The sequence below is a fragment of the Amycolatopsis sp. lyj-108 genome, from assembly GCF_046549005.1.
Classification (GTDB): Bacteria; Actinomycetota; Actinomycetes; order Mycobacteriales; family Pseudonocardiaceae; genus Amycolatopsis.
In genome coordinates this window covers 613,494-634,222 of the sequence record NZ_JAJPWQ010000001.1, presented here as the reverse complement: position 1 = coordinate 634,222, position 20,729 = coordinate 613,494, and the positions used below count along the sequence as shown (strand labels likewise).

Here is a 20,729-nt window from a genome sequence, read left to right as displayed (position 1 = left end):
CCTCTCGTTCGCAGGAGGAACCATGTCCGCAGGACCGGCCGTCGACCCCCGCGGTCCGCGTTTCGCCGCCATCCTGACGACGATCGTGCTCGCGGTCGTGCTCATCACCCAGTGGTGGCCACTGCTCGCGGCGCAGGCGGTGGTGTTCGCGATCGGGGCCTTCATCGGGCTCAAGCCGGCGCCGTACTCCCTCCTCTACCGCTACCTGGTCGCGCCGCGGCTCGGCCCGACGGCCGAACGCGAGGATGCCGCCCCGCTGCGGTTCGCGCAGGCGGTCGGGTTCGTGTTCGCCGTCGTCGGCACCGTCGGCTTCGCCACCGGGCTGACCGCGCTCGGCTTCGTCGCGACGGCGTTCGCGCTGCTCGCGGCCTTCCTCAACGCGGCGTTCAACTTCTGTCTCGGTTGCGAGATGTACCTGCTCATCAAACGTTTCAGCCCCAGCCCTCGCGCGTCCTAACCCAGAAAGAGAGTCAGCTCCATGAGCCGTGAAGACGTCCTGGTCACCACCCAGTGGGCCGAGGAGAACCTGGACACCCCGGGTGTCGTGTTCATCGAGGTCGACGAGGACACGACCGCGTACGACAACGGACACATCCGCGGTGCGGTGAAGTTCGACTGGCGCAAGGACCTGCAGGACGGGGTCCGCCGCGACTTCGTCGACAAGGAGGGCTTCGAGAAGCTGCTGTCCGAGAAGGGCATCTCGAACGACGACCGCGTGATCCTCTACGGCGGCAACAACAACTGGTTCGCCGCGTACGCGTACTGGTACTTCAAGCTCTACGGCCACGAGAACGTGCAGCTGCTCGACGGCGGCCGCAAGAAGTGGGAGCTCGACGGCCGCGAGCTGAACTCCGAGGACGTCAAGCGCGAGCCGGCCGAGTACAAGGCCAAGGAGCAGGACCTCTCGATCCGCGCGTTCCGCGACGAGGTCGTCCAGGCCATCGGTTCCAGCAACTTCGTCGACGTGCGTTCGCCCGACGAGTTCTCCGGCAAGCTGCTCGCCCCGGCGCACCTTCCGCAGGAGCAGTCGCAGGTCCCTGGCCACATCCCCGGCGCGCTGAACGTCCCGTGGGCGAAGGTCGCCAACGAGGACGGCACCTTCAAGACCGAGGAAGAGATCAAGGAGCTGTACTCCGACGAGGGCCTCGACGAGTCGAAGTCCACGATCGCGTACTGCCGGATCGGTGAGCGTTCGTCCATCGCGTGGTTCGCGCTGCACGAGCTCCTCGGCTACGACGCCGTGAAGAACTACGACGGTTCATGGACGGAATACGGCTCGCTCGTCGGCGTGCCGGTCGAGTTGGGAGCTAAGTGATGGCTGGCAATGACACTGACAGCTGCGGCGCACCGGTCCAGGAGGCCACGCCCGCCGATTACGACACCCGCGGCCAGGTCGTGCTGGCGGGCAAGGTGACCGGTTCGGAGGGCCCCGTCGGCGGCGCCTTCGTGCGGTTGCTGGACGGCGGCGGCGACTTCACCGGCGAGGTGGTCTCGTCGGCCGACGGCGACTTCCGCTTCTACGCGGCCCCCGGCGACTGGACGGTGCGCGCGCTGCACCGCTCCGGCAACGGCGAGGCCTCTGTCACCGCACAGGGACCCGGCGTGCACCAGCTGGCGATTTCGGTCGCCTGACGACGGGCTGAAGGGGCCCTTCACCGCATGCGACGCGGTGAAGGGCCCCTTCGTCGCGTCTGATGCGGTGAAAGCGTCCTTCAGCTCCTGTGGGCACGGCCACGCGACCTCGGCAGGCCTGTCCGGGCAGGTAGCGACTAAAGTGCGTGGCGTGGAGATCCTGTTTACGACCCTGCTGGTGCTCGCCGGCGTCGCGATCACCTGGTTCGCCGTGTACGTCGTCTACCGGCTTTACGCGGACCAGCGCTGACCGATGACGGCTAAGGGCGACGAGGCCATCCAGGCCGCGGAGAAGCGCGCGGAAAACACGCGCGACCGGAACCTTCCGCAGTTCGACGACATGCCCATCCCGGGCGACACGGCGAACCTGCGCGAAGGAGCGAACCTCAACGACGCCTGCCTGGCGCTGCTGCCGCTCGTCGGCGTCTGGCGCGGCGAGGGCGAGGTCGACTACCCGACCATCGAGGGCCCGTACCGGTTCGGCATGCAGCTGACCATCGCGCACGACGGCCGCCCGTTCCTCATCCACGAGGCGCGTGCCTGGCTGCTCGACGAGGACGGCAAGGTCATCCGTCCGGCCGCGCGGGAATCCGGGTTCTGGCGTCCGCAGGCGGACGACACGATCGAACTGCTGCTGACCCACAACACCGGCATCGTGGAACTCTTCTACGGCAAGCCGCGTGGCAAGGCTTCGGTCCCGGCCTGGGAGCTGGGCACCGACGCGGTCGTCCGCTCGTCGAGCGCCAAGGACGTCACGGCGTCGCAGCGGCTCTACGGCATCGTCAACGGCGAACTCGGCTACGTCGAGGAGCGCGCCATGATGGGCCAGGAACTCCAGCCGCACACGTCGGCGCTGCTGCGTCGCGTGGTGGGCTGACCCTCTTTCCATGCGGTGGCGTGCCTACGGCGAGCACGCCGCCCTGCTCGACTGCGATTCCCTTGCCCAGACTATCGCGGCACACGCCGCGATTTCGTCCGCGCGCCCGCCGGGGATCGCCGAACTCGTCCCCGGCGCCCGCAGCCTGCTCGTGGTGGAAACCCCGGGCTCCGGTGCCCTCGCGGCCGCCCGTGGCCTGCTGGCGGACGCCGATCTCGAACATCCGCCCGAAGGCGAAGCCGGGGAGATCACTCTCGACGTCACCTACGACGGCGAGGATCTCGAACTCGTCGCGCGGGACGCCGGAGTGTCCACTGAGGACGTCGTCCGGCTGCACACCGGCGCCGTCTACACCGTGGCCTTCACCGGGTTCGCGCCCGGATTCGGTTACCTGACAGGGCTTCCCGAGCCGCTCCAGCAGCCCCGGCTGTCGACTCCGCGCACTCGTGTGCCGCCGGGTTCGGTCGGGATCGCGGGCGAGTTCACCGGCGTCTACCCGCGCGTCTCGCCCGGTGGCTGGCGGCTGATCGGCCACACCCGGACCGTCCTGTTCGATTCGCGCGCCGACCCGCCCGCGCTGCTGTCGCCCGGCGACCGGGTGCGGTTCCGGAGTGCGGGATGAGGGCGCTCGCAGTGGTCGAGACCGGCCCGCTCGCCCTGATCCAGGACCTCGGCAGGCCCGGTTACGCGCATCTCGGTGTCCCGCCGTCCGGCGCGCTGGATGTCTCCGCGCTGAAACTGGCCAACCGGCTCGTCGGCAACGCCGAGGACGCCGCGGGCGTCGAGTGCCTGTTCGGCGGCCTGCGACTGCGCGCGTCGGCGTCCTGCACCGTCGCGGTGACCGGCCCGGCCGTCAGTGTCGAGGTCGACGGACGCGACGTCGGCTCACACGCGCCGGTGTGGCTGGCCGCGGGCCAAGTCGTGTCGATCGGCGCGCCCGCCACCGGTTTGCGGTGCTACCTGGCGGTTTCCGGCGGGATCACGGTCGAGGCGGAACTCGGCAGCCGCTCGCGTGACGTCCTTTCGGAGATCGGGCCAGCGCCGCTGAAAGCGGGCGACGTCCTCCCTCTCGGCGCGCCGTCCGTGACCGGAGGCGCCGACGTCGTCTTGCCCACGATGGCTCCGGCGGAGGTCGCCGTACTGGTCGACCCGGGGCCGCGGGCGCACTGGTTCGAGAACCTGGCGGCAGGGCTCGCGAAGCCCTGGACGGTGACGGCGGATTCCAACCGCGTCGGGCTCCGGCTCGACGGGCCCGCCTTGGCTCGCGGGAACGAATACGCGGAGCGGGAACTGCCGAGCGAAGGCCTGTTGACCGGCGCCGTCCAGGTGCCGCCGAACGGGTTGCCGGTGGTGTTCTTGGCGGATCATCCAACTACCGGTGGTTACCCGGTGGCGGCCGTGGTGAGACAGGCGTCACTCCCGGCACTCGCGCAGGCCCGACCCGGAACCCTTCTCCGCTTTCACTCGTCCACGAAGATGTGGAACAGGTAAAGGTCGACGGTGGCACAGGTGTCATCGACACAACTTCGGTCCCCGTCCAACCCGAACTCCCGCAGTCGCTGCGGATCGCGCTGGCCACCGGTCAGATGCGGCGCCCGCTCGGCGACACGCTCCGCCCGCTTCTCGATCTCTTCACCGACGGCGAATACCAGGTCACCGGACCCGAACGGCTCGCCGAGGACCGCTACCTGACCCCGAGCGCCGACTGGCCGCCCGCCGACGTGTCCCGGGTCGGCTACTACCGGACGGCGATCAAGAGCGGGCACCGGCCGGTCGCGGTCGTGCTGGAGACCGCCGACGCGGCGGTGATCCTCGACGGGCACCACAAGATCGCGGCCTACCGCGAAGAAGCGATCCTGCCGCACCTGCTGATCATCAGCGCCCTCAACTGATCGCGTACTCGCTCTCGTACGCGGCGGCCAGCTCGGCGTGGATCGCGCTGGAGTCGGTGAGCGTGACGCCGTCGAGCGTGTGCACCCTGGTCAGCTTGCGGACCGACGAGGCGAGGAACAGCCCCTCGCCCTCGATGAGGTCCGAGACCTTGAGCGGCTCGACCTTGACCGACCAGCCCGCCCGCTCGGCACCGCGGAACAGCGCCGCCTGCGTCGTGCCGGGCAGGATGCCGATGGTCGCCGGCGGCGTGTAGATCGTCCTCTCCTTCGCGAGGACGACCGTCGACGTCGGCCCTTCGAAGACCGAACCGTCTGCGGCGGTGAAAATCACATCGCTCGCGCCGCGGCGGCCCGCCTCCCGCAACGCCGCCATGTTGACGCCGTACGAAATCGACTTCGCGCCCAGCAGCAGCCACGGCGCGCGCTCGGCGAGATCGGGCTCGATACCGCGCTCAAGGGTGATCGCCGCGACGCCTTCGACACGGGCCCGCTGGACCTTCTCGTCGATCTCGACACCGAGCGCGAACCCGAACGGCTTCGCCTCCGGATCGCCGTCGATTCCCCTGGTGTACACCAGTTTCAGGGCGATTTCGGCGGGGCCGGACCAGTTGTCGATGACGGTCTGCGCGGCACGCTCCCAGTCCGCGAGGTCCGGCTCCGGCAGGTCGAGCATGGCCGCGGAACGGGCCAGCCGCTCGAGATGCGGGCGGAGCTCACGAGGGCGCCCGTCGACGACGAGGATCGTCTCGAACACGCCGTCACCGCGAAGCAGCCCGAGGTCGTCTACCCGCAGGTGAGCGGCTTCGGGGTCGGCCAGGGTCCCGTCGAGAAAGGCAAGCACGCGCATGGGGACACGGTACTCACTAGCATGGGTTTCATGCCCTACCGCTCCCCCCTGCTCGACCTTCCCGGACCGATCGCGGCTCCCGACGGGCATCCTGAAGAGGGTGTCCCGTGGCATTGGGGAGACCCTTTCGCCGAGCAGCGGACGGCCGCGCGCGGCGCGGTCGTGATCGACCGTTCGCATCGCGAGATCCTGGCCGTGACCGGGGAAGAACGGTTGTCCTGGCTGCATTTGGTGATCTCGCAGCACGTCACCGGGCTCGCCGAAGGCACCGGCACCGAGGCGCTCGTACTGGACACCCATGGCCGCGTCGACACCCACATGGTCGTCGCCCACGCGGACGGCACGGTGTGGCTGGACAGCGACCGGGGCGCGGTGGCCACCAGCGCGCTGCCGTCCGGCGGCAAGCAGACCCTGCGTGACTACCTCGAAGCGATGAAGTTCTGGTCCAAAGTGGACATCCGCGATGTCTCGGACGAACTGGCGCTGCTGACCGTCCTCGGACCCGAGGCGGACCGCGTGCTGGCCGCCGTGGATGTTTCCCTGAGCTCGGACCCGTACTCGGTCGTGCCGATCCCCGGCGGCTTCGCGCGACGGATGCCGTGGCCCGGACGGCACAGCGTCGACCTCGCCGTACCCCGCGCCGAACTCGCCAACTGGTGGCGCCGCCTGACCGACGCGGGCGCGCGCCCCGCGGGCAGCTGGGCGTTCGACGCGCTGCGGGTCGAATCGCTGCGGCCGCGGCTGGGCCTCGACACCGACGACCGCACGATCCCGCACGAGGTGAACTGGGTCGACTCCGCCGCGCACGTGGCGAAGGGCTGCTACCGCGGTCAGGAGACCGTCGCGAAGGTCCACAACGTCGGGCGGCCGCCGCGGTACATGGCGCTGCTGCACCTGGACGGTTCGCCGGAGATCACGCCGGAAACCGGCGACCCGGTGCTGCTGGGCGAGCGGACGGTCGGCCGCGTCGGCAGCGTGGTGCAGCACCACGAACTGGGCCCGATCGCGCTGGCGCTGGTCAAACGCTCCACGCAGCCTGGCGCGGAACTGCTGGTCGGCGCCGAGGACCGCGTCGTGCAGGCGACCATCGACCCGGACTCCGTGCCGGGCGAAGCACCGGCTCCCGGACGGGAAGCGGCTCAGCGGCTGCGGGGCTGAGCGGCTTCTGCGGGCTTACCCGGGTTTCTGTTGCTACGCGGGCTTGCCGGTTGCGTTCCCGTTCCGTTCCGTGAAGGCCTCCTTGCCTACCTTGAGGGTAGGGAAGGGGCCGTTCACTACCTTGCGACTCTCACGGCGTGGTCACAGCAGCCCCACCCGTCACACCGACCGCGCGTGAAAGCCCCCTTCGCTCGCGTCCAAGTACATGAAGGCCCCCTTCATGTACTCCCGCCCACCACAGTCATCCACAAGTTGTCCACAACCCCATCCACCTGTGGACAACCTCGCCGACCAGCACTTTTCCGCCCCCACCCCCGGTAGACTGGACCAGGGGCCGCCCCCGGGACGGGTGGGGGGCGCGCTCTGGAAGGAACCGAAAGAGCAGCGTGGCGCCGGAGGGTGTCGTGAGGGACAGAGATCCTTGTGGTATCGCTCCCTGCGGAACATTTCCGCTGGAGCGCGATAAGCTACGCGGGTGATCGAAGTCCGGCCCGGTGGTCGCCGTCGTATCGACCGCGTGCTCGGCCCTGGGTATCTCAGCGACCTCGGCGAGCTGACCCTTTCCGTGCTGCGCGAGCGCCGTGACGAGGCCGCGCAGGAGGAGACCGACCTGTCGTACCTGCGGCGTCTGCTGCACGCGCGGATCGACATCGTGCGGGCCGAGCAGAAGCGCCGGACTTCGGGCGGTGACGAGAGCAGCGTCGTCGAGCGGCTGGCCGCGATCCTGGCGGACAACGCGATCGGCCCGGCCACGGGTTCGGGCAGGCATCAGCGGCTGGAGCCGTCGCGTGCCGGCGAGCATCGGCGGTTCGCCGAGGCGCTCATCGGCGACACGGATCTTTCCGACGTCAGCACGCTGTCGGACGAGAAGCTGATCAACGCCCTCAACCGGTACGCCGACGAAGAGGTCTCGGTCTCTTCGTACCGCCGCGAGGTGCAGGGCGTGATGGACACGATCAACGCCGAGATCGCGACCCGTTACCGCAAGGGCACGGCATCGGTCGACGACCTGCTCGACACCGAACGCGGCGGGTCCGAGTGACGAATCCTGTCCTGGTCGAGGTCGTCCGGTCCGGGTTCGTGGAGAGCACGCACCGCGGCGCGCTCGTGATCACCGCCCCGGACGGGTCGGTGCGGTTCGCCGCGGGCGACATCGAGCGGCCGGTCTACCCGCGCTCGTCCAACAAACCCCTGCAAGCCGTCGGGATGCTCCGCGCCGGCCTCACGATCGGCGACGAAGAACTCGCGCTGGGCTGCGGATCGCACAACGGCGAGCCAGGCCACGTCGAGGGCGCCTTGTCGATGCTTTCCCTCGCGGGGCTGACCGAGGACGCGCTGGCCTGCCCGCCCGCCTTCCCGCTGCACGAGCCGAGCATGCTGGCCGCGGTCTCGGCCGGGAAACGCCGCGCCGCCATGAACTGCTCCGGCAAACACGCCGCGATGCTCATGACCTGCGCGCAGCTCGGCTGGCCGACCAAGGATTACGCGGCCGCGACCCATCCGTTGCAGAAGGTCGTCCAGGCCACGGTCGCCGACCTCACCAGCGAGACGATCGAAACGGTCGGCGTCGACGGCTGCGGTGCCCCGCTGTTCGCGTTCTCCCTCACCGGCCTCGCCCGGTCCTTCGGCAGGCTGGTCACCGCGATGGGCGGGCCGGACCGCCGCGTCGCCGACGCCGTCCGCGCGCATCCGTGGCACGTCGCGGGCACCGGCCGCGAGGACACCGTGCTGATGCGGAGCGTCGAGGGCCTGCTTTCGAAGGGCGGCGCCGAGGGAGTGCACGCGTTCGCTCTCCCGGACGGCACGGCGCTGGCGTTGAAGATCGACGACGGCGCCGCCCGCGCCCGGATCCCGCTGCTGCTCGCGACCCTGCGTCACCTCGGCATCGACCCGGGCGACGAAGCCGGGGACCTCGCGCGCAACGCGGTCCTGGGTGGCGGGAAACCGGTCGGCGAGCTGAGGGTCGTCACCGGCCTCTTCGGCTAGTTCGCGCGTTCCCGCGCGGCCAGGTCACCCCAGAAGTCCCGCAGGTCGGCGAACAGTTCCGCCAGCTCGTCGACGTTGCCGGTGCGAAGCGCGTCGAGGATGTCGTGCACTTCTTCGGCGGTCGTGTCGGCCTGCAGGATCGCGTCGCCGAAGAGCTGCACGAGACCGCCGTAGTCGAGTTCTACCGCGGAACCGGGGTGGAAGCTGTCGAGCCAGCGTCGCGTTTCGAGCAGCACCCGGCCGGGCCCTGAGTCACCGAAGGTCGCTTCGAGCAGGTCTCCGACGTCGCGGGCACGATGCCGCGCGTCGGCCATGGACACCCGCCACGACACTTCGCGCTCGGGATCGTCGCGGCCCTTGCCCAGTTTGACCCGGCGCATCCCGGGATCGAACAGCACGAACCACGGAAGCGGGACGGTCCACGTCGTCGAGAGCGTGTGCGAAGCCGAAGCGGACAAGTCGCCGATGGCGGACTTCGCCCGCGAGCGGATCGTGTCGAGCGACGCGCCACCCGCGTCGAGCACCGCGTTCTTCAGCGCCGGATGCGCGTCACCCAGGAAGGTCACCAACGCCGCGGCCGAGCGAGCGCGGATCTCCATCGGGCAGATCAGCGGGCCCGGACCCGCGTCGCCGTGCTCACCCTCGGGTACGTCTTCGGGGTCCATGACGAGGACATCGGTGATGAGACTGGGCGCGGGCCTGCCGTCCGCGAGTTCGGCGGGCAACAACCGTCCGACATGTTGTGACTTGAGCCACAGTGTCTGCTCGCGCTCGCCTGCGGCCGAACGATCGAGCCGGGCCGCTTCGACGGCCTCGAGCAGGCGTTCGTCCGGTGGATCCCCCAGCGCGAGCAGGGGCTCATAGACGCGGAGGTAAGCCGCGAACGGACGGGGCACACGAGCATCGTGGCACGCCGACCTGCGACTATCGCCACCGACCGGCCGGTAACCGGCGTCCGGTGAACACTGTCGCCACCGGCACACCGTGCCACGTCGCATCCAACCCCCCGGACACGGTACGGTGTCAGCAGGAAATAATTGTCGAGACGATGCGGGGCCGCCGATTCCCCCGGCCGCCCCGCCCCTGTGCGAGGGGGTCGAGCCATGGGGCGCGGCCGGGCTAAGGCCAAGCAGACGAAGGTGGCGCGCGAGCTCAAGTACAGCTCGCACGAAACCGACTTCGATGCTTTGCAGCGCGAGCTGTCCAGTAGTTCTTCGGATTACGGGCACGAGGACGACAAGCGGGAAGACGACGACCCGTACGACGGGTACGACGAATACCGCCGCTGAGCGACGCGTGACACGCGAGGGTGGCTCGGGGCTTTGCCCCGGGTACCACCCTCGCGTGTCGCGTGCTGCCCAAAATAGGGAAGAGGTGCCATGTCCGACGTAACGCGGGTCGGTGTAATCGGAGCCGGGCTCATGGGCTCCGGCATCGCCGAGGTGCACGCACGTGCCGGACTCGACGTGATCATCACCGAGGTGAACCAGCCCGCGCTGGACTCCGGGCGAGCGCGGATCGAGAAGTCGCTGCAACGCGGCGTCAAGAACGGGAAGCTCTCCCAGGAAGACGCCGACGCGGCACTCGGACGGCTCCGCTTCACCACCGAGATCGGCGAGTTCGCCGACCGCGACCTCGTCATCGAGGCCATCCTGGAACAGGAGCAGGCCAAGGTCGAGGTGTTCCGGTCGCTGGACAAGATCGTCGAGCGTGAGGACGCGCTGTTCGCGTCCAACACCTCGTCCATCCCGATCATGAAACTCGGGATGGCGACCAACCGCCCGCAGCAGGTGGTCGGCATCCACTTCTTCAACCCGGTCCCGGTGCTGCCGCTCGTCGAGCTGGTGCCTTCGCTGCTGACCAGCGACGACACCGCCCGCCGCGCGGAGGAGCACGCGACCTCGGCGTTGAGCAAGACGGTGATCCGGTCGCAGGACCGCGCCGGTTTCATCGTGAACTCGCTGCTCGTGCCGTATCTGCTTTCGGCGATCCGGATGATCGAGTCGGGCTTCGCCTCGGCGGAGGACATCGACCGCGGTATGGAGCTGGGCACCGCGCACCCGATGGGCCCGCTGCGGCTTTCGGACCTGATCGGCCTGGACACCATCAAGGCGATCGCGGACTCGATGTACGCCGAGTTCAAGGAGCCGCTGTACTCGTCGCCGCCGCTGCTGCTGCGCATGGTCGACGCCGGCCTGCTCGGTAAGAAGACCGGCCGCGGCTTCTACAGCTACTCCTGATCTCCTTCGCCTTCCCCGCAATTAGTCACCTACTTGCGTTCTCGTACGCCCGAGCGCCGCAAGTAGGTGACTAATTGCGGGGGCCCTAGACTCGGGGTCGTGGGACAGGGACAGCTGCGCGTGGGTCTGGTCGGTGCCGGTCCGTGGGCGAAGACGGTGCACGCGCCGGGCCTCGCCGATCACCCCGGAGTCACGTTGCGCGCGGTCTGGGCCAGGCGTCCTGAAGCCGCGAAGGAGCTGGCCGAAGCACACGGCGCGCAGGCTGTCGACAGTTTCGAGGCGCTGCTCGACCAGGTGGACGCGGTCGCGTTCGCGGTGCCGCCCGCCGTGCAGGCGGAGCTGGCGGTCAAGGCGGCCGAGGCGGGCAAACACCTGATCCTGGAGAAGCCGATCGCCGCGGATCTCGACGGCGCGCGGCGGCTCGCGGACGCGGTGGACGCCGCCGGTGTGGCCGCCCTCGTGGTCTTGATTTTGCGTTTCTCGCCGATGACCCGCGAGTGGCTCGACGGCATCAAGGAAGCCGGCGGCTGGCGGGGCGGTGGCGCGCGATGGCTTTCGGGTGCGCTGCTCGGCGGCCAGTATCAGTCGTCCGCGTGGCGGCATGATTCCGGCGCGCTCGCCGACATCGGTCCGCATGCCCTCGATCTGCTGGACGCGGCGCTCGGCGAGATCACCGACGTGCTCGCCGCGCATCGGACCGATGACGATCTGTGGCAATTGCTGTTAGCCCACGAGGGTGGCGCGACCAGTACGGCGACCTTGTCGCTGCGGTTGCCGATCCAGCCGACGGTCGTCGAAGTGGCCGTTTACGGCGAGCACGGTTACCGCACTTTGGGCCGCAAGCCGGGCGCTGCGGGCGAGTCGTACACCGCGCTCCTGGACGATTTCGCCGCCATGGCCGCGAGCGGGACGACGTCGCACCCGTGTGACGTGCGCCGTGGTCTGCATCTGCAGAAACTGCTCGAACACGCGCGGCGGCTCGCCGGACACGGCAAGTAGTACACAGGTCACTCACAAGGCTTTTCCTTGTGCGATAACACCTTCTTCCGGTTACTTCCAGATCTGTCCACAGGTTGTCCACAGGCCTCCTTTGTGGACGGTCCAGCGCGAAAAGATCACCTCTTAGTGCGGTCACTCCGCCATGCCGAGTTGATCTTGTGATGCGAAGGTGATCTTGGGCGCTCCGGAAAGGAAGGCCATGGGAGAGCTGCTCCGTGCTTTCGGCGCGATGATCCCGTTGACGATCACCGCGATCCCGTACGCGTTACTCGGCTGGCCGCTGCTCGCGGCGCATCGACGACGGCGAAGACAAGCTGACCGCTTCTGCGCGTCGGCGACGGCGGCCGTCGACATGACGCTCGCGCTGGGCTGTTTCCTGGTGTTGTGCCTGGTCACGATGCCGGTGGCCGGCGCGCAGGCCAGCAGGCTCAGCCTCGAACCCGGCACCGACCTTCGTCTCGTCCTGAGTGACAGCGCCAACCTCTGGCAGGCGCTGGGCAACGTCCTCATGCTGAGCCCGCTCGGCGCGCTGCTTCCGGTGCGCTCCCGCCGCTTGCGTTCACTGTTCCGGATCGCGCTGGGCGCGCTGGCCGTGTCGGTGCTGGTGGAGGGCACGCAGTATCTGATCCAGGCCGGCCGGGTGACCTCAATCGACGACATCCTGCTGAACACGCTGGGCGCGGTGGCGGGTGCCGCGGTGAGCAGACGGCTGTGGCACCGTCTGGACGTCCGGCCGCCGGTGAAGATCCCGGTGCAGATGCGGCGGGTCTGCGACGCCCCCGTCCGGCTGCGGGTCCCGAGATCCGTGTGGGACGAGCGGTATTCGAGCATCGCGCATCCGCAGCGGAGATAAAGGGTTTGACCATGGTGCGAGAGTGATCGCGAAAGCCTTACGTACTGAGAAAGAGGGATGCCTCATGCCTGACGCCTTCGGTGGCGTCGGCACGAGCTAGCCGGCGCATACGCCAGCTCCACCACGCACGCGGGTCCTCCCGTGCGTCTCTTTCTTCTGCCCGAAAGGCTTTCCACCAGTGCTTTCCGAGACGATTCGTGCTTTGCAGTCCTACATTCGCCTCACCGCGGCGAAGTTCCGGGAGACCGAGCGGATCGGGCCGTTCCTGGCGACCTTCACGGCCGGGAACGACCACATGTTCCTCAACTACGCGATCCCTGACGACGGCGCCGTCCCCACCGCGGACGACGTCGCCGCGCTCACCGAGGCGTTCCGCGAACGCGGGCTCGTGCCGCGTCTGGAGTTCCTCACCGAAGCGGTTCCGGCCGCGGAGGCCGTGCTCGTCGAGTGCGGTTACACGCTGGAGCGGCGGGTTCCGCTGATGATCTGCACTCCGGGGCAGGTCGTCGAACAGCCGGTTCCCACCGGGATCACGCTCGTCACCCCGAAGACACCGGCCGAACTCCGGCAGATGATCCGGGTACAGAACGTGGCGTTCGGCGAGCCCGACCCCGGCGAGCACGTCGAGCCGTCGCCGGATCAGCTGAGCGGCGAGACCCTCTCGGTGATGGCCGTGACCGAGACCGGCGAGGTCGTCGGCGGCGGGGTCGCGACCGCGATCCTCGACGGCGCGACGGAAGTCGCCGGGATCGGGGTGCTCGAGGAATACCGGAGCCGCGGGATCGCCGCGGCGATGACGGAGTACCTGACGCGTGAAGCCCACGCGCGCGGCGGCCGGTCGGTGTTCCTGACCCCGGGTGCCGGGCAGGCGGAACGCGTCTACGGCCGGGTCGGTTTCAAGACCGCGGCCGAGTGCGTGCACCTGTCAATCATCTGAGTAGCCGCCGCGGCGTGACTTCTTGACCTCGCCGCGGCGTTTCTTCGACGCCAGGCGACGTTCCTTCGAACCTCGTGAAGGTTTGGTGGGACGCCGCTTGGCGGCCGGGGGCGCCGACGCGTCCAGCAGCAGCATCATCAGCCGGGCGCGCGCGGCTTCCCGGTTCATCAGCTGGGAGCGGTGTTCGGACGCGGTGATCGTGACGACGCCGTCGACAAGGCGCGACGAAAGCCGGTCCAGCATCCGGGCCCGGAGATGGTCCGGGATCGAAGCCGAACCGGCCACGTCGAAGGACAGTTCGACCCGCGAGTCCGTGGTGTTCACGCCCTGCCCACCCGGACCCGACGACCGGGAGAACCGTTCGCTCAATTCGGCACCCGGGATCACGAACCGGGTGCCGACCACCATGTCATCAGCCACGGGTCCAGTGTTCCACCAGGACCAAGAGAATATTCAGAAGCGCGGGTGGTCACCGGAGAGCACGGCGCGGGGGCCGTCCGGGTCTTCGGCGGGCTGCACGTCGCCGAGGATCCACGCCGGCACGTGCCGCGCGGTCAGCATCGCCAGCGCCCGGTCGACGTCGTCGGCGCCGACGATCGCGACCATGCCGACGCCCATGTTGAACGTCTTCTCCAGTTCGGCGCGCTCGACCTTGCCGCGGTGGCCGATCAGCGCGAACACCGGCGCCGGGGTCCAGGTGCCGCGTTCGAGCCGCGCGACCAGGCCGCGCGGCATGACGCGGGCGAGGTTCTGCTCCAGGCCGCCGCCGGTGATGTGCGCGAACGTGCGGACATCGGCCTCGGCCGCCAGCGCGAGGCAGTCCTTCGCGTAGATCCTGGTCGGCTCCAGCATTTCCTCGCCCAGCGAGCGGCCGAACTCCTCGACGTGCCCGTCGAGCGGCATGCGCGCGATTTCCAGCAGCACGTGCCGGGCGAGCGAGTAGCCGTTGGAGTGCAGGCCGGACGAGCCGAGCGCGAGGACGACGTCACCGGGGCGGACCCGCTCCGGGCCGAGCACGTTCGACCTTTCGACGACGCCGATACCGGTGCCCGAGAGGTCGTAGTCGTGCTCGCCCATCAGGCCGGGGTGCTCCGCGGTCTCGCCGCCGAGCAGCGCGCAGCCCGCCTGGACACAGCCTTCGGCGATGCCGCCGACCAGTGCCGCGATCTTCTCCGGCACGACCTTGCCGACGGCGATGTAGTCCTGCATGAACAGCGGCTCGGCGCCGGTGACGACCAGATCGTCGACGACCATCGCGACCAGGTCGATGCCGACCGTGTCGTGCTTGTCGAGTGCCTGCGCGACGGCGATCTTGGTGCCGACCCCGTCGGTCGACGAAGCCAGCACCGGCTCTTTCCACTTGTCCAGCTTCAGGGAGAACAGCCCGGCGAAACCGCCGACCCCGCCCATCACCTCGGGCCGCGTGGCCCTCTCGGCGTGCGGTTTGAGCAACTCGACGGCTTTGTCACCGGCGTCGATGCTGACGCCGGCGGCGGCGTACGTGGCGCTCGTGGACTCGCTCACGGAAGCGGACTCCAACTCTGGAAGAAAGGAAATCGGGCTAGGGACGCCGGATGGCGTCTTCAGCACCGTACCCGGCGGGGCTGACGGGCTTCGCCGCGCCATTGACCGAGTCCAGGCTCTCCAGCAGGTGCTTCCCGATCAGCGCGTCTTCGGGGAGCGCGATCGGGTACTCGCCGGAGAAGCACGCGGTGCACAACCGCGACTTCGGCTGCTCCGAAGCCGCGACCAGCCCGTCCAGGGAGATGTAACCCAAGGTGTCCGCGCCGATGGAGCGGCGGATGCCGTCGAGATCGACCCCGTTGGCCACCAGTTCGGCGCGCGAGGCGAAGTCGATCCCGTAGAAACACGGCCAGCGGACGGGCGGCGACGCGATCCGGACGTGCACCTCGAGCGCGCCCGCCTCCCGCAGCATGCGGACCAGCGCGCGCTGGGTGTTGCCGCGGACGATGGAGTCGTCGACCACGACGAGCCGCTTGCCGCGGATGACGTCGCGCAGCGGGTTCAGCTTCAACCGGATGCCGAGCTGGCGGATGGTCTGCGACGGCTGGATGAAGGTGCGGCCGACGTAGGCGTTCTTCACCAGGCCGGTGCCGTAGGGGATGCCGGAGCCCTGCGCGTAGCCGATGGCGGCCGGGGTGCCGGATTCGGGCACCGGCATGACCAGGTCGGCGTCGGCCGGATGCTCGGCGGCGAGTTTGCGGCCGATCTCGACGCGGGTGGCGTGCACGCTGCGGCCGGCGATCGAGGTGTCGGGGCGCGCGAGGTAGACGTACTCGAAGACACAGCCCTTGGGCTCCGGGTTCGCGAACCGCGAGGAACGCAGGCCCTCCGCGTTGATCGCGATGAGCTCACCGGGCTCGACCTCGCGGACGAACGAAGCACCGCAGATGTCGAGTGCGGCCGTCTCGCTCGCGACCACCCAGCCGCGTTCGAGCCTGCCGAGCACCAGCGGGTGTACGCCGTGCGGGTCGCGCGCGGCATACAGGGTGGACTCGTCGGCGAAGACCAGGCAGAAGGCACCCTTGAGGGTGGGCAGCAGTTCCAGCGCGGCGGCTTCGATGCCCTTGTCCGCGGCGTTGGCCGCGAGCAGCCCGCACACCAGGTCGGAGTCGCTGGACGAACCGGTCAGGCCCGCGTGCGGTTTGAGCCCGGCTTCGACCGTGCGATCCCGCAGTTCGGCGGTGTTGACCAGGTTCCCGTTGTGCGCGAAGGACAGGCCGCTGCCGGTGGCGGTGGTGCGGAAGATCGGCTGCGCGTTCTCCCAGATGGTCGCGCCGGTGGTCGAGTAGCGGCAGTGGCCGACGGCGATATGTCCTTGCAGCGACTGCAGGACCTGCTCGTCGAACACCTGGCTGACCAGGCCGAGATCCTTGAAGACGACGATCTGCGAACCGTCGGAGACCGAGATGCCGGCCGCCTCCTGGCCGCGGTGCTGAAGTGCGTAGAGCCCGTAGTAGGTCAGCTTCGCGACCTCTTCTCCGGGCGCCCAGACACCGAAGACGCCGCATTCCTCGCGGGGTTCCGGATCGGGCTGGTCGGTCACGGGCTGTCCGGCGACGGACGGGTCGGAAACCACCGAGGTGCTCCCAGGGAGAAGAGGGCAGGCCACCACCAGTCTAAACGGTGAGCCGGAGATCAACGCGCCACGCGACGTGGCACTCGACACGCTTCGAGTGATGACCGTGAGTGACGAGCGGGTGTCAAGGCCCGGCACTCACGACCCCCGACCAGCCGACCGCTCCCCCTCGACAGAGGCGGTCGACTGTGCTTAGGAGCTGAAACGAACTCGACAACGCGACCGGGCTGGGGGTCCCGGGGTTGCACCCCGGAGAAATCAGCCCGCGGCGAGCCACTTGGACGTGCCGCCGCGGCCGGGGACCCAGCAGCCCTTGGCCGCGGTCTCCGGAAGGAACAGCGCGCCGGGAGTCCGCTCGTCCGGGAGCGCGAGCAGTGCCGTCAGCACCGTCGCCGCGTCGCCGGCGGACCGCCACAGCCAGACCTCGGGCTCGAGGATGTCCTCCTCGGTACCGGGCATGCGGGTCGCGACGACGTCGTCCTCGGCGTTGAGCCGGACCACGTCGACCACGTTGTCGTGGACTCGCACGCCGACCACGGCCATGACCTCGCCGTTCGCGTCGCACGGGTGCACGAACTGGTACCCGCGGTGGATCAGTTCCTGCAGGCCGCTTTCGATGTCGGTGATTTCCGCGGTGATGGTGTCACCCGAGAACGTCATCGAATTCGCCGTCCTTGGCGCCCGCGAGGAACGCGGCCATCTCGGCCTGGGTGTAGATCAGGGCCGGACCGGTCGGGAAGCGCGAATTGCGCATCGCGATCTCGCCGGACGCGAGTGGTGCCACCTCGACACAGTTGCCGATGGCGTTGCTGTAGCTGGCTTTGCGCCACTGGGCACCGGTAAGACGATCGGCCGGGATGCCGTTGTCGAACTGTTCAGCCATTGTCCCCACCTTCCCCGACAGAAGACTTCGGGCGATGCATCTGCATGTGCATTTGCCTGTGATCCCAAAGTTAGCACGTGTGACTGCAGCGGTAAATGCACGTGCAGAAGTTTTTGCAGAATTCGCATGCGGTGATGACTTAAGTCCTCAGCCGTCCCACTAAAGCGTGATGAGCACAGCCCCCGATGGGTGAACAACTACCGTTCGTGGTCGAACTTTCGGGTACAGGCAAGGAAACCCCGGTCGTCACCGCGACGGCGGGAGAACACCACAACGGTGAGTGGCTCAGATTTCGGCGCGGCGCTTCATCAACATCTGACGGCTGCGGTCCGGCGTCTCCGCGTCGACCGCGAGCATGTCCAGCGCCCGGCTGTACCGCTCGATCTCGTCGCGCTTGTCGATGTAGTGCGCGCCGGTCAGGTACTCGGTGTAGGCGATGTTCGGCAATTCCTCTTCGGCGAACCTGAGCAGCGAGAACGCGCTGTCGGCGGAGTAGCCGCTCCGGTCGTACGGGAGGACCTGCACCGAGATGTTCGGCTGCTGGATCATCTCCAGCAAGTGGTCGATCTGCGCCTTCAGCACCTCGCGGTCGCCGATCGGGCGGTAGAGCACCGACTCGTCGAGCACCAGCCACAACCGCGGCGCGTCCGGCCGGGACAGCATCTTCTGCCGCCGCATCCGCAACGCGACCCGGCGGTCGATCTGCTCGTTGACCATGTCCTTGCGGCCGTGGCTCATGATCGCCCGCGCGTAGTCCTCGGTCTGCAGCAGACCCGTGACGTACAGCGGCTCCCACACCTGGATGCGGGCCGCGGCCTCTTCGAGTCCGACGAGGTCGTTGAACCAGCTCGGCATCAGGTCGCCGTAGCGGCGCCACCAACCCGGCTCGTTCGACTCCTTGACCATGTCGAGGAACTGCTGCCGCTCACCGGGATCGGTCATCCCGTACATGGTCAGCAGATCGGCGACGTCGCGTTCCTTGAAGCCGACGCGGCCGAGCTCGAGACGGCTGATCTTCGATTCGGAACCCCGGATGCTGTAGCCGGCCTCCTGGCGCGTGATGCCCGCGTCCTCACGCATCCGCCGGAGCTGAGAGCCGAGGATCATCCGCCGCGCGGTGGGACCCAGAGACTGCTCACCGCCAGGCGGGGTGACCGCGTTCATCGACCGGGGACCTTTCGTAAGACGACACTCACAGGGGAACAAGCCGATTACTGAAAGTACACGTTTGGACCTCGACACGACAGGGACGGCTCGGTTTACCGGTCGCGTACGTGGTTCTACTCTACGTAGAGCCCGAGACTTCCGACACAGTTTTGTGAGGTTCAAGATGCCCGACGCCCCGACCCGGACGGAACGAGTGCCCGTGGGTGTCGACCCGACCCGGGCCAGCATCGCCCGGGTGTACGACGCCTTCCTGCTCGGCAAGGACAACTACGAGATCGACCGGGAGGTGCTGCGCAAGGTCCAGCAGGCGGCCCCCGAGGCGCAGGACCTGGCGACCGAGAACCGCGGCTTCCTGATCCGCGCGTGCCGGTTCCTCGCCAGCCAGACGGGCATCACCCAGTTCCTCGACCTCGGATCCGGTCTCCCGACCGCCGAGAACACGCACCAGGTCGTGCAGCGGATCAACCCGGAGATCAAGGTCGTCTACGTCGACAACGACCCGGTCGTCCTCGCCCACGGGCGCGCGCTGCTCGAAGAGAACGAGAACACGCACTTCGTGTCGGACGACATCTTCGAGCCGGAGCGGATCGTCGACAACCCGGACATCCGGCGGCACATCGACTTCACGCAGCCGATCGCGTTGCTGCAGCTCGGGACCCTGCACCACTACAACGGGCCGCACGACGAACCGGCCAAGATCATGAAGAAGTACATCGACGCGCTGCCGTCGGGTTCGTACGTGGCGATCTCGCACTTCTCCGACCCGCAGGACGAACTGTCCGAGATCGCCCGCAAGATGGAGGAGTTCTTCATCCACAGCCCGATGGGCTCCGGCACCTTCCGCACGAAGGCCGAGATCGAGGAGCTGTTCCACGACCTCGAGATGGTCGAGCCGGGCGTCCAGCTGTGCGCCGACTGGTGGCCGGACGGCCCGCGGATCAAGGAGCTGAACGTGGCTCAGCGGACGATCTCGGGCGGCATCGGCCGGAAGGCTTAAGCCCCCCGAGTGCAATGAAAGGTCCTTTCCTTGCAAATTTTGCAAGGAAAGGACCTTTCATTGCATGCCGGAGCGGGTTCAGAGGCGCACCAGCGGCAGCCAGCGAGCCAGATCGGCCCTGCTCCCGGAGGCGGTGACCCGCCCCGATTCGACGGCGTCGGCCCAGCCGAGCAGCCCGGTCGCCAGTTCCAGCCACGTGCGCGGATCCGTTTCGACGACGTTCGGCGGCGTCCCGCGCGTATGGCGCAATCCTTCGACACACTGCACAGCCGCGAACGGCGGCACCCGCACTTCGACACTCTTCCCCGGGGCGTCCCCGGCCAGCGTCCGCAGGCTCAGCCGCACCGCCGCAGCCAGCGCCGGACGGGCCGGTTCCGGACCGGATCCGCTCAACCAAGGGGAAATCGCCGCGATCGCGGCACGTAACTCAGCGGGGTCGACCGAACGCGAAGAGGCCATGGGAGAACAGTAGAGTGAGCGCGAACAAACCTTCAGGCACCCGGAACGTGGGGATGGCGATGGCGCAGCGGGACGAGGCGGATCGGTTGGCGTCGAGCCCGGCGGGCAAGCGGAAACAGGCCAAGCCGAAGATCACCGAAGAGATGCGCGCCAACGCCAGGGCCAACCCGAACAGCTGGCTTTATGTCATCGACGAGGCCTTCGATCCCGACGGCCCGGTGCCGTCCTGGGCGGTCGTCGGCGCGTACCCGGTGAACGGCGCGGGCGAGATCGTCGAGGACTTCCACCCCAACGACCGCTACCGCCCCTCACCGAAGGCGCTCGGCTTCCCGGAGCCGCGCAACGAACTCGAGCAGTTGCTCCAGCTGGTGCGCACGAACCACCGCCCGGCCGCCGATCTGCCCCGGGTCATCCTCGACTCGACGCTGTTCGTCTACGCGCTTTCCCCGGTGCAGCGCACGGTGATCGGCTTCCACAACACCGACGGCAAGGTGCTCGTGCCGGCGTACACGGCGAAGGCGCTGGTCCCGCGCGAATGGCCGCACGCCCGCGCGGTGCTGGGCCGGGACATGGTCCCGCTGCTCGCCGGGCACCCCGTGACGATCAATCCGCACGACCGGCTCACCGCGATCATCCCCTCGGAGCACCTCGACAAAGCCCTTCTGGACGAGCGTCGTTGAGGTCCGATTAACCCACTCGGCC

Annotated in this window: 26 protein-coding genes; 17 read left to right on the top strand and 9 right to left on the bottom strand. The window is 68.6% G+C overall.

Annotation, left to right across the window (positions count from 1 at the left end):
* Positions 1-22 precede the first annotated feature (22 nt).
* The 7 genes from ACLJO0_RS03110 to ACLJO0_RS03080 all read left to right on the top strand — a co-directional run bounded on the left by ACLJO0_RS03110 (position 23) and on the right by ACLJO0_RS03080 (position 4,401).
* A complete protein-coding gene (locus ACLJO0_RS03110) occupies positions 23-457 on the top strand; it encodes a DUF4395 domain-containing protein (RefSeq protein WP_396554079.1) in 435 nt (144 codons plus the stop codon).
* A 21-nt stretch (positions 458-478) separates the two neighbouring features.
* Positions 479-1,315, top strand: coding sequence for a sulfurtransferase (locus ACLJO0_RS03105; protein WP_125784896.1), 837 nt, complete (start codon positions 479-481; stop codon positions 1,313-1,315).
* Positions 1,315-1,632 carry a DUF1416 domain-containing protein gene (locus ACLJO0_RS03100; protein WP_410576461.1) on the top strand — a complete coding sequence of 106 codons (318 nt, stop codon included), beginning with the start codon at positions 1,315-1,317 and terminating at the stop codon, positions 1,630-1,632. Before ACLJO0_RS03105 ends, ACLJO0_RS03100 begins: the two co-directional genes overlap by 1 nt.
* Positions 1,633-1,885: 253 nt before the next feature.
* Positions 1,886-2,509, top strand: a complete 624-nt coding sequence (locus ACLJO0_RS03095; RefSeq protein ID WP_125791013.1) for an FABP family protein — start codon at positions 1,886-1,888, stop codon at positions 2,507-2,509.
* 10 nt (positions 2,510-2,519) lie between these two features.
* Positions 2,520-3,131 (top strand): 5-oxoprolinase subunit PxpB, encoded by a 612-nt coding sequence (pxpB, locus tag ACLJO0_RS03090; RefSeq protein ID WP_410576460.1) that lies wholly within the window; start codon positions 2,520-2,522, stop codon positions 3,129-3,131.
* Complete coding sequence (locus ACLJO0_RS03085) at positions 3,128-4,000, top strand: biotin-dependent carboxyltransferase family protein (RefSeq protein WP_410576459.1); 873 nt, start codon at positions 3,128-3,130, stop codon at positions 3,998-4,000. Before pxpB ends, ACLJO0_RS03085 begins: the two co-directional genes overlap by 4 nt.
* Positions 3,988-4,401 (top strand): hypothetical protein, encoded by a 414-nt coding sequence (locus ACLJO0_RS03080; RefSeq protein WP_410576458.1) that lies wholly within the window; start codon positions 3,988-3,990, stop codon positions 4,399-4,401. The genes ACLJO0_RS03085 and ACLJO0_RS03080 overlap by 13 nt, the downstream gene beginning before the upstream one ends.
* Here the strand turns inward: ACLJO0_RS03080 and ACLJO0_RS03075 are convergent.
* On the bottom strand, positions 4,394-5,248 hold the full coding sequence (locus tag ACLJO0_RS03075; RefSeq protein ID WP_410576457.1) for an aminodeoxychorismate lyase: 855 nt from the start codon (positions 5,246-5,248) through the stop codon (positions 4,394-4,396). The genes ACLJO0_RS03080 and ACLJO0_RS03075 overlap by 8 nt on opposite strands.
* 30 nt (positions 5,249-5,278) lie before the next feature.
* Here ACLJO0_RS03075 and ACLJO0_RS03070 point away from each other — a divergent pair, with 30 nt between their 5' ends.
* From ACLJO0_RS03070 to ACLJO0_RS03060, 3 genes are all read left to right on the top strand, one after another.
* A complete protein-coding gene (locus ACLJO0_RS03070; protein ID WP_410576456.1) occupies positions 5,279-6,406 on the top strand; it encodes a YgfZ/GcvT domain-containing protein in 1,128 nt (375 codons plus the stop codon).
* Between the two features lie 475 nt (positions 6,407-6,881).
* Complete coding sequence (locus tag ACLJO0_RS03065; protein WP_410576455.1) at positions 6,882-7,448, top strand: aerial mycelium formation protein; 567 nt, start codon at positions 6,882-6,884, stop codon at positions 7,446-7,448.
* The gene (locus tag ACLJO0_RS03060) at positions 7,445-8,392 is read left to right on the top strand and encodes an asparaginase (protein ID WP_410576454.1); all 948 of its coding nucleotides are present in this window, start codon (positions 7,445-7,447) and stop codon (positions 8,390-8,392) included. The genes ACLJO0_RS03065 and ACLJO0_RS03060 overlap by 4 nt, the downstream gene beginning before the upstream one ends.
* Here ACLJO0_RS03060 and ACLJO0_RS03055 read toward each other — a convergent pair.
* Positions 8,389-9,288 (bottom strand): hypothetical protein, encoded by a 900-nt coding sequence (locus tag ACLJO0_RS03055; protein WP_410576453.1) that lies wholly within the window; start codon positions 9,286-9,288, stop codon positions 8,389-8,391. The two genes, ACLJO0_RS03060 and ACLJO0_RS03055, sit on opposite strands and share 4 nt — an antisense overlap.
* 207 nt (positions 9,289-9,495) lie before the next feature.
* Here ACLJO0_RS03055 and ACLJO0_RS03050 point away from each other — a divergent pair, with 207 nt between their 5' ends.
* From ACLJO0_RS03050 to ACLJO0_RS03030, 5 genes are all read left to right on the top strand, one after another.
* The gene (locus ACLJO0_RS03050) at positions 9,496-9,681 is read left to right on the top strand and encodes a DUF3073 domain-containing protein (RefSeq protein WP_076156206.1); all 186 of its coding nucleotides are present in this window, start codon (positions 9,496-9,498) and stop codon (positions 9,679-9,681) included.
* A 90-nt stretch (positions 9,682-9,771) separates the two neighbouring features.
* Positions 9,772-10,632: a 3-hydroxybutyryl-CoA dehydrogenase gene (locus ACLJO0_RS03045; protein WP_410576452.1), complete on the top strand. Its 861-nt coding sequence runs from the start codon at positions 9,772-9,774 to the stop codon at positions 10,630-10,632.
* A gap of 99 nt (positions 10,633-10,731) precedes the next feature.
* Positions 10,732-11,631, top strand: a complete 900-nt coding sequence (locus ACLJO0_RS03040; protein ID WP_410576451.1) for a Gfo/Idh/MocA family protein — start codon at positions 10,732-10,734, stop codon at positions 11,629-11,631.
* A 199-nt stretch (positions 11,632-11,830) separates the two neighbouring features.
* The gene (locus ACLJO0_RS03035) at positions 11,831-12,484 is read left to right on the top strand and encodes a VanZ family protein (protein WP_410576450.1); all 654 of its coding nucleotides are present in this window, start codon (positions 11,831-11,833) and stop codon (positions 12,482-12,484) included.
* Positions 12,485-12,662: 178 nt separating this feature from the next.
* The gene (locus ACLJO0_RS03030) at positions 12,663-13,421 is read left to right on the top strand and encodes a GNAT family N-acetyltransferase (protein WP_410576449.1); all 759 of its coding nucleotides are present in this window, start codon (positions 12,663-12,665) and stop codon (positions 13,419-13,421) included.
* On the opposite strand, the gene arfB is transcribed toward ACLJO0_RS03030, so the two are convergent.
* The 6 genes from arfB to ACLJO0_RS03000 all read right to left on the bottom strand — a co-directional run bounded on the left by arfB (position 13,410) and on the right by ACLJO0_RS03000 (position 18,568).
* The gene (gene arfB / locus ACLJO0_RS03025; RefSeq protein ID WP_125791569.1) at positions 13,410-13,829 is read right to left on the bottom strand and encodes an alternative ribosome rescue aminoacyl-tRNA hydrolase ArfB; all 420 of its coding nucleotides are present in this window, start codon (positions 13,827-13,829) and stop codon (positions 13,410-13,412) included. The two genes, ACLJO0_RS03030 and arfB, sit on opposite strands and share 12 nt — an antisense overlap.
* A gap of 45 nt (positions 13,830-13,874) precedes the next feature.
* Complete coding sequence (gene purM / locus ACLJO0_RS03020) at positions 13,875-14,945, bottom strand: phosphoribosylformylglycinamidine cyclo-ligase (RefSeq protein WP_410576448.1); 1,071 nt, start codon at positions 14,943-14,945, stop codon at positions 13,875-13,877.
* Between the two features lie 37 nt (positions 14,946-14,982).
* The gene (purF, locus tag ACLJO0_RS03015; protein WP_396554094.1) at positions 14,983-16,521 is read right to left on the bottom strand and encodes an amidophosphoribosyltransferase; all 1,539 of its coding nucleotides are present in this window, start codon (positions 16,519-16,521) and stop codon (positions 14,983-14,985) included.
* A 258-nt stretch (positions 16,522-16,779) separates the two neighbouring features.
* Positions 16,780-17,181 carry a hypothetical protein gene (locus ACLJO0_RS03010; protein WP_410576447.1) on the bottom strand — a complete coding sequence of 134 codons (402 nt, stop codon included), beginning with the start codon at positions 17,179-17,181 and terminating at the stop codon, positions 16,780-16,782.
* Positions 17,165-17,404, bottom strand: a complete 240-nt coding sequence (locus ACLJO0_RS03005) for a DUF397 domain-containing protein (protein ID WP_005152616.1) — start codon at positions 17,402-17,404, stop codon at positions 17,165-17,167. Before ACLJO0_RS03005 ends, ACLJO0_RS03010 begins: the two co-directional genes overlap by 17 nt.
* Before the next feature lie 285 nt (positions 17,405-17,689).
* Positions 17,690-18,568: a helix-turn-helix domain-containing protein gene (locus tag ACLJO0_RS03000; RefSeq protein ID WP_125790998.1), complete on the bottom strand. Its 879-nt coding sequence runs from the start codon at positions 18,566-18,568 to the stop codon at positions 17,690-17,692.
* A 202-nt stretch (positions 18,569-18,770) separates the two neighbouring features.
* On the opposite strand from ACLJO0_RS03000, the gene ACLJO0_RS02995 reads away from it, so the two are divergent.
* Complete coding sequence (locus ACLJO0_RS02995) at positions 18,771-19,568, top strand: SAM-dependent methyltransferase (protein ID WP_410576957.1); 798 nt, start codon at positions 18,771-18,773, stop codon at positions 19,566-19,568.
* 78 nt (positions 19,569-19,646) lie between these two features.
* Here ACLJO0_RS02995 and ACLJO0_RS02990 read toward each other — a convergent pair whose 3' ends face one another.
* The gene (locus ACLJO0_RS02990; protein ID WP_410576446.1) at positions 19,647-20,027 is read right to left on the bottom strand and encodes a sterol carrier family protein; all 381 of its coding nucleotides are present in this window, start codon (positions 20,025-20,027) and stop codon (positions 19,647-19,649) included.
* Between the two features lie 53 nt (positions 20,028-20,080).
* Here ACLJO0_RS02990 and ACLJO0_RS02985 point away from each other — a divergent pair, with 53 nt between their 5' ends.
* Positions 20,081-20,707, top strand: a complete 627-nt coding sequence (locus ACLJO0_RS02985) for a type VII secretion system-associated protein (protein WP_125791568.1) — start codon at positions 20,081-20,083, stop codon at positions 20,705-20,707.
* Positions 20,708-20,729 lie beyond the last annotated feature (22 nt).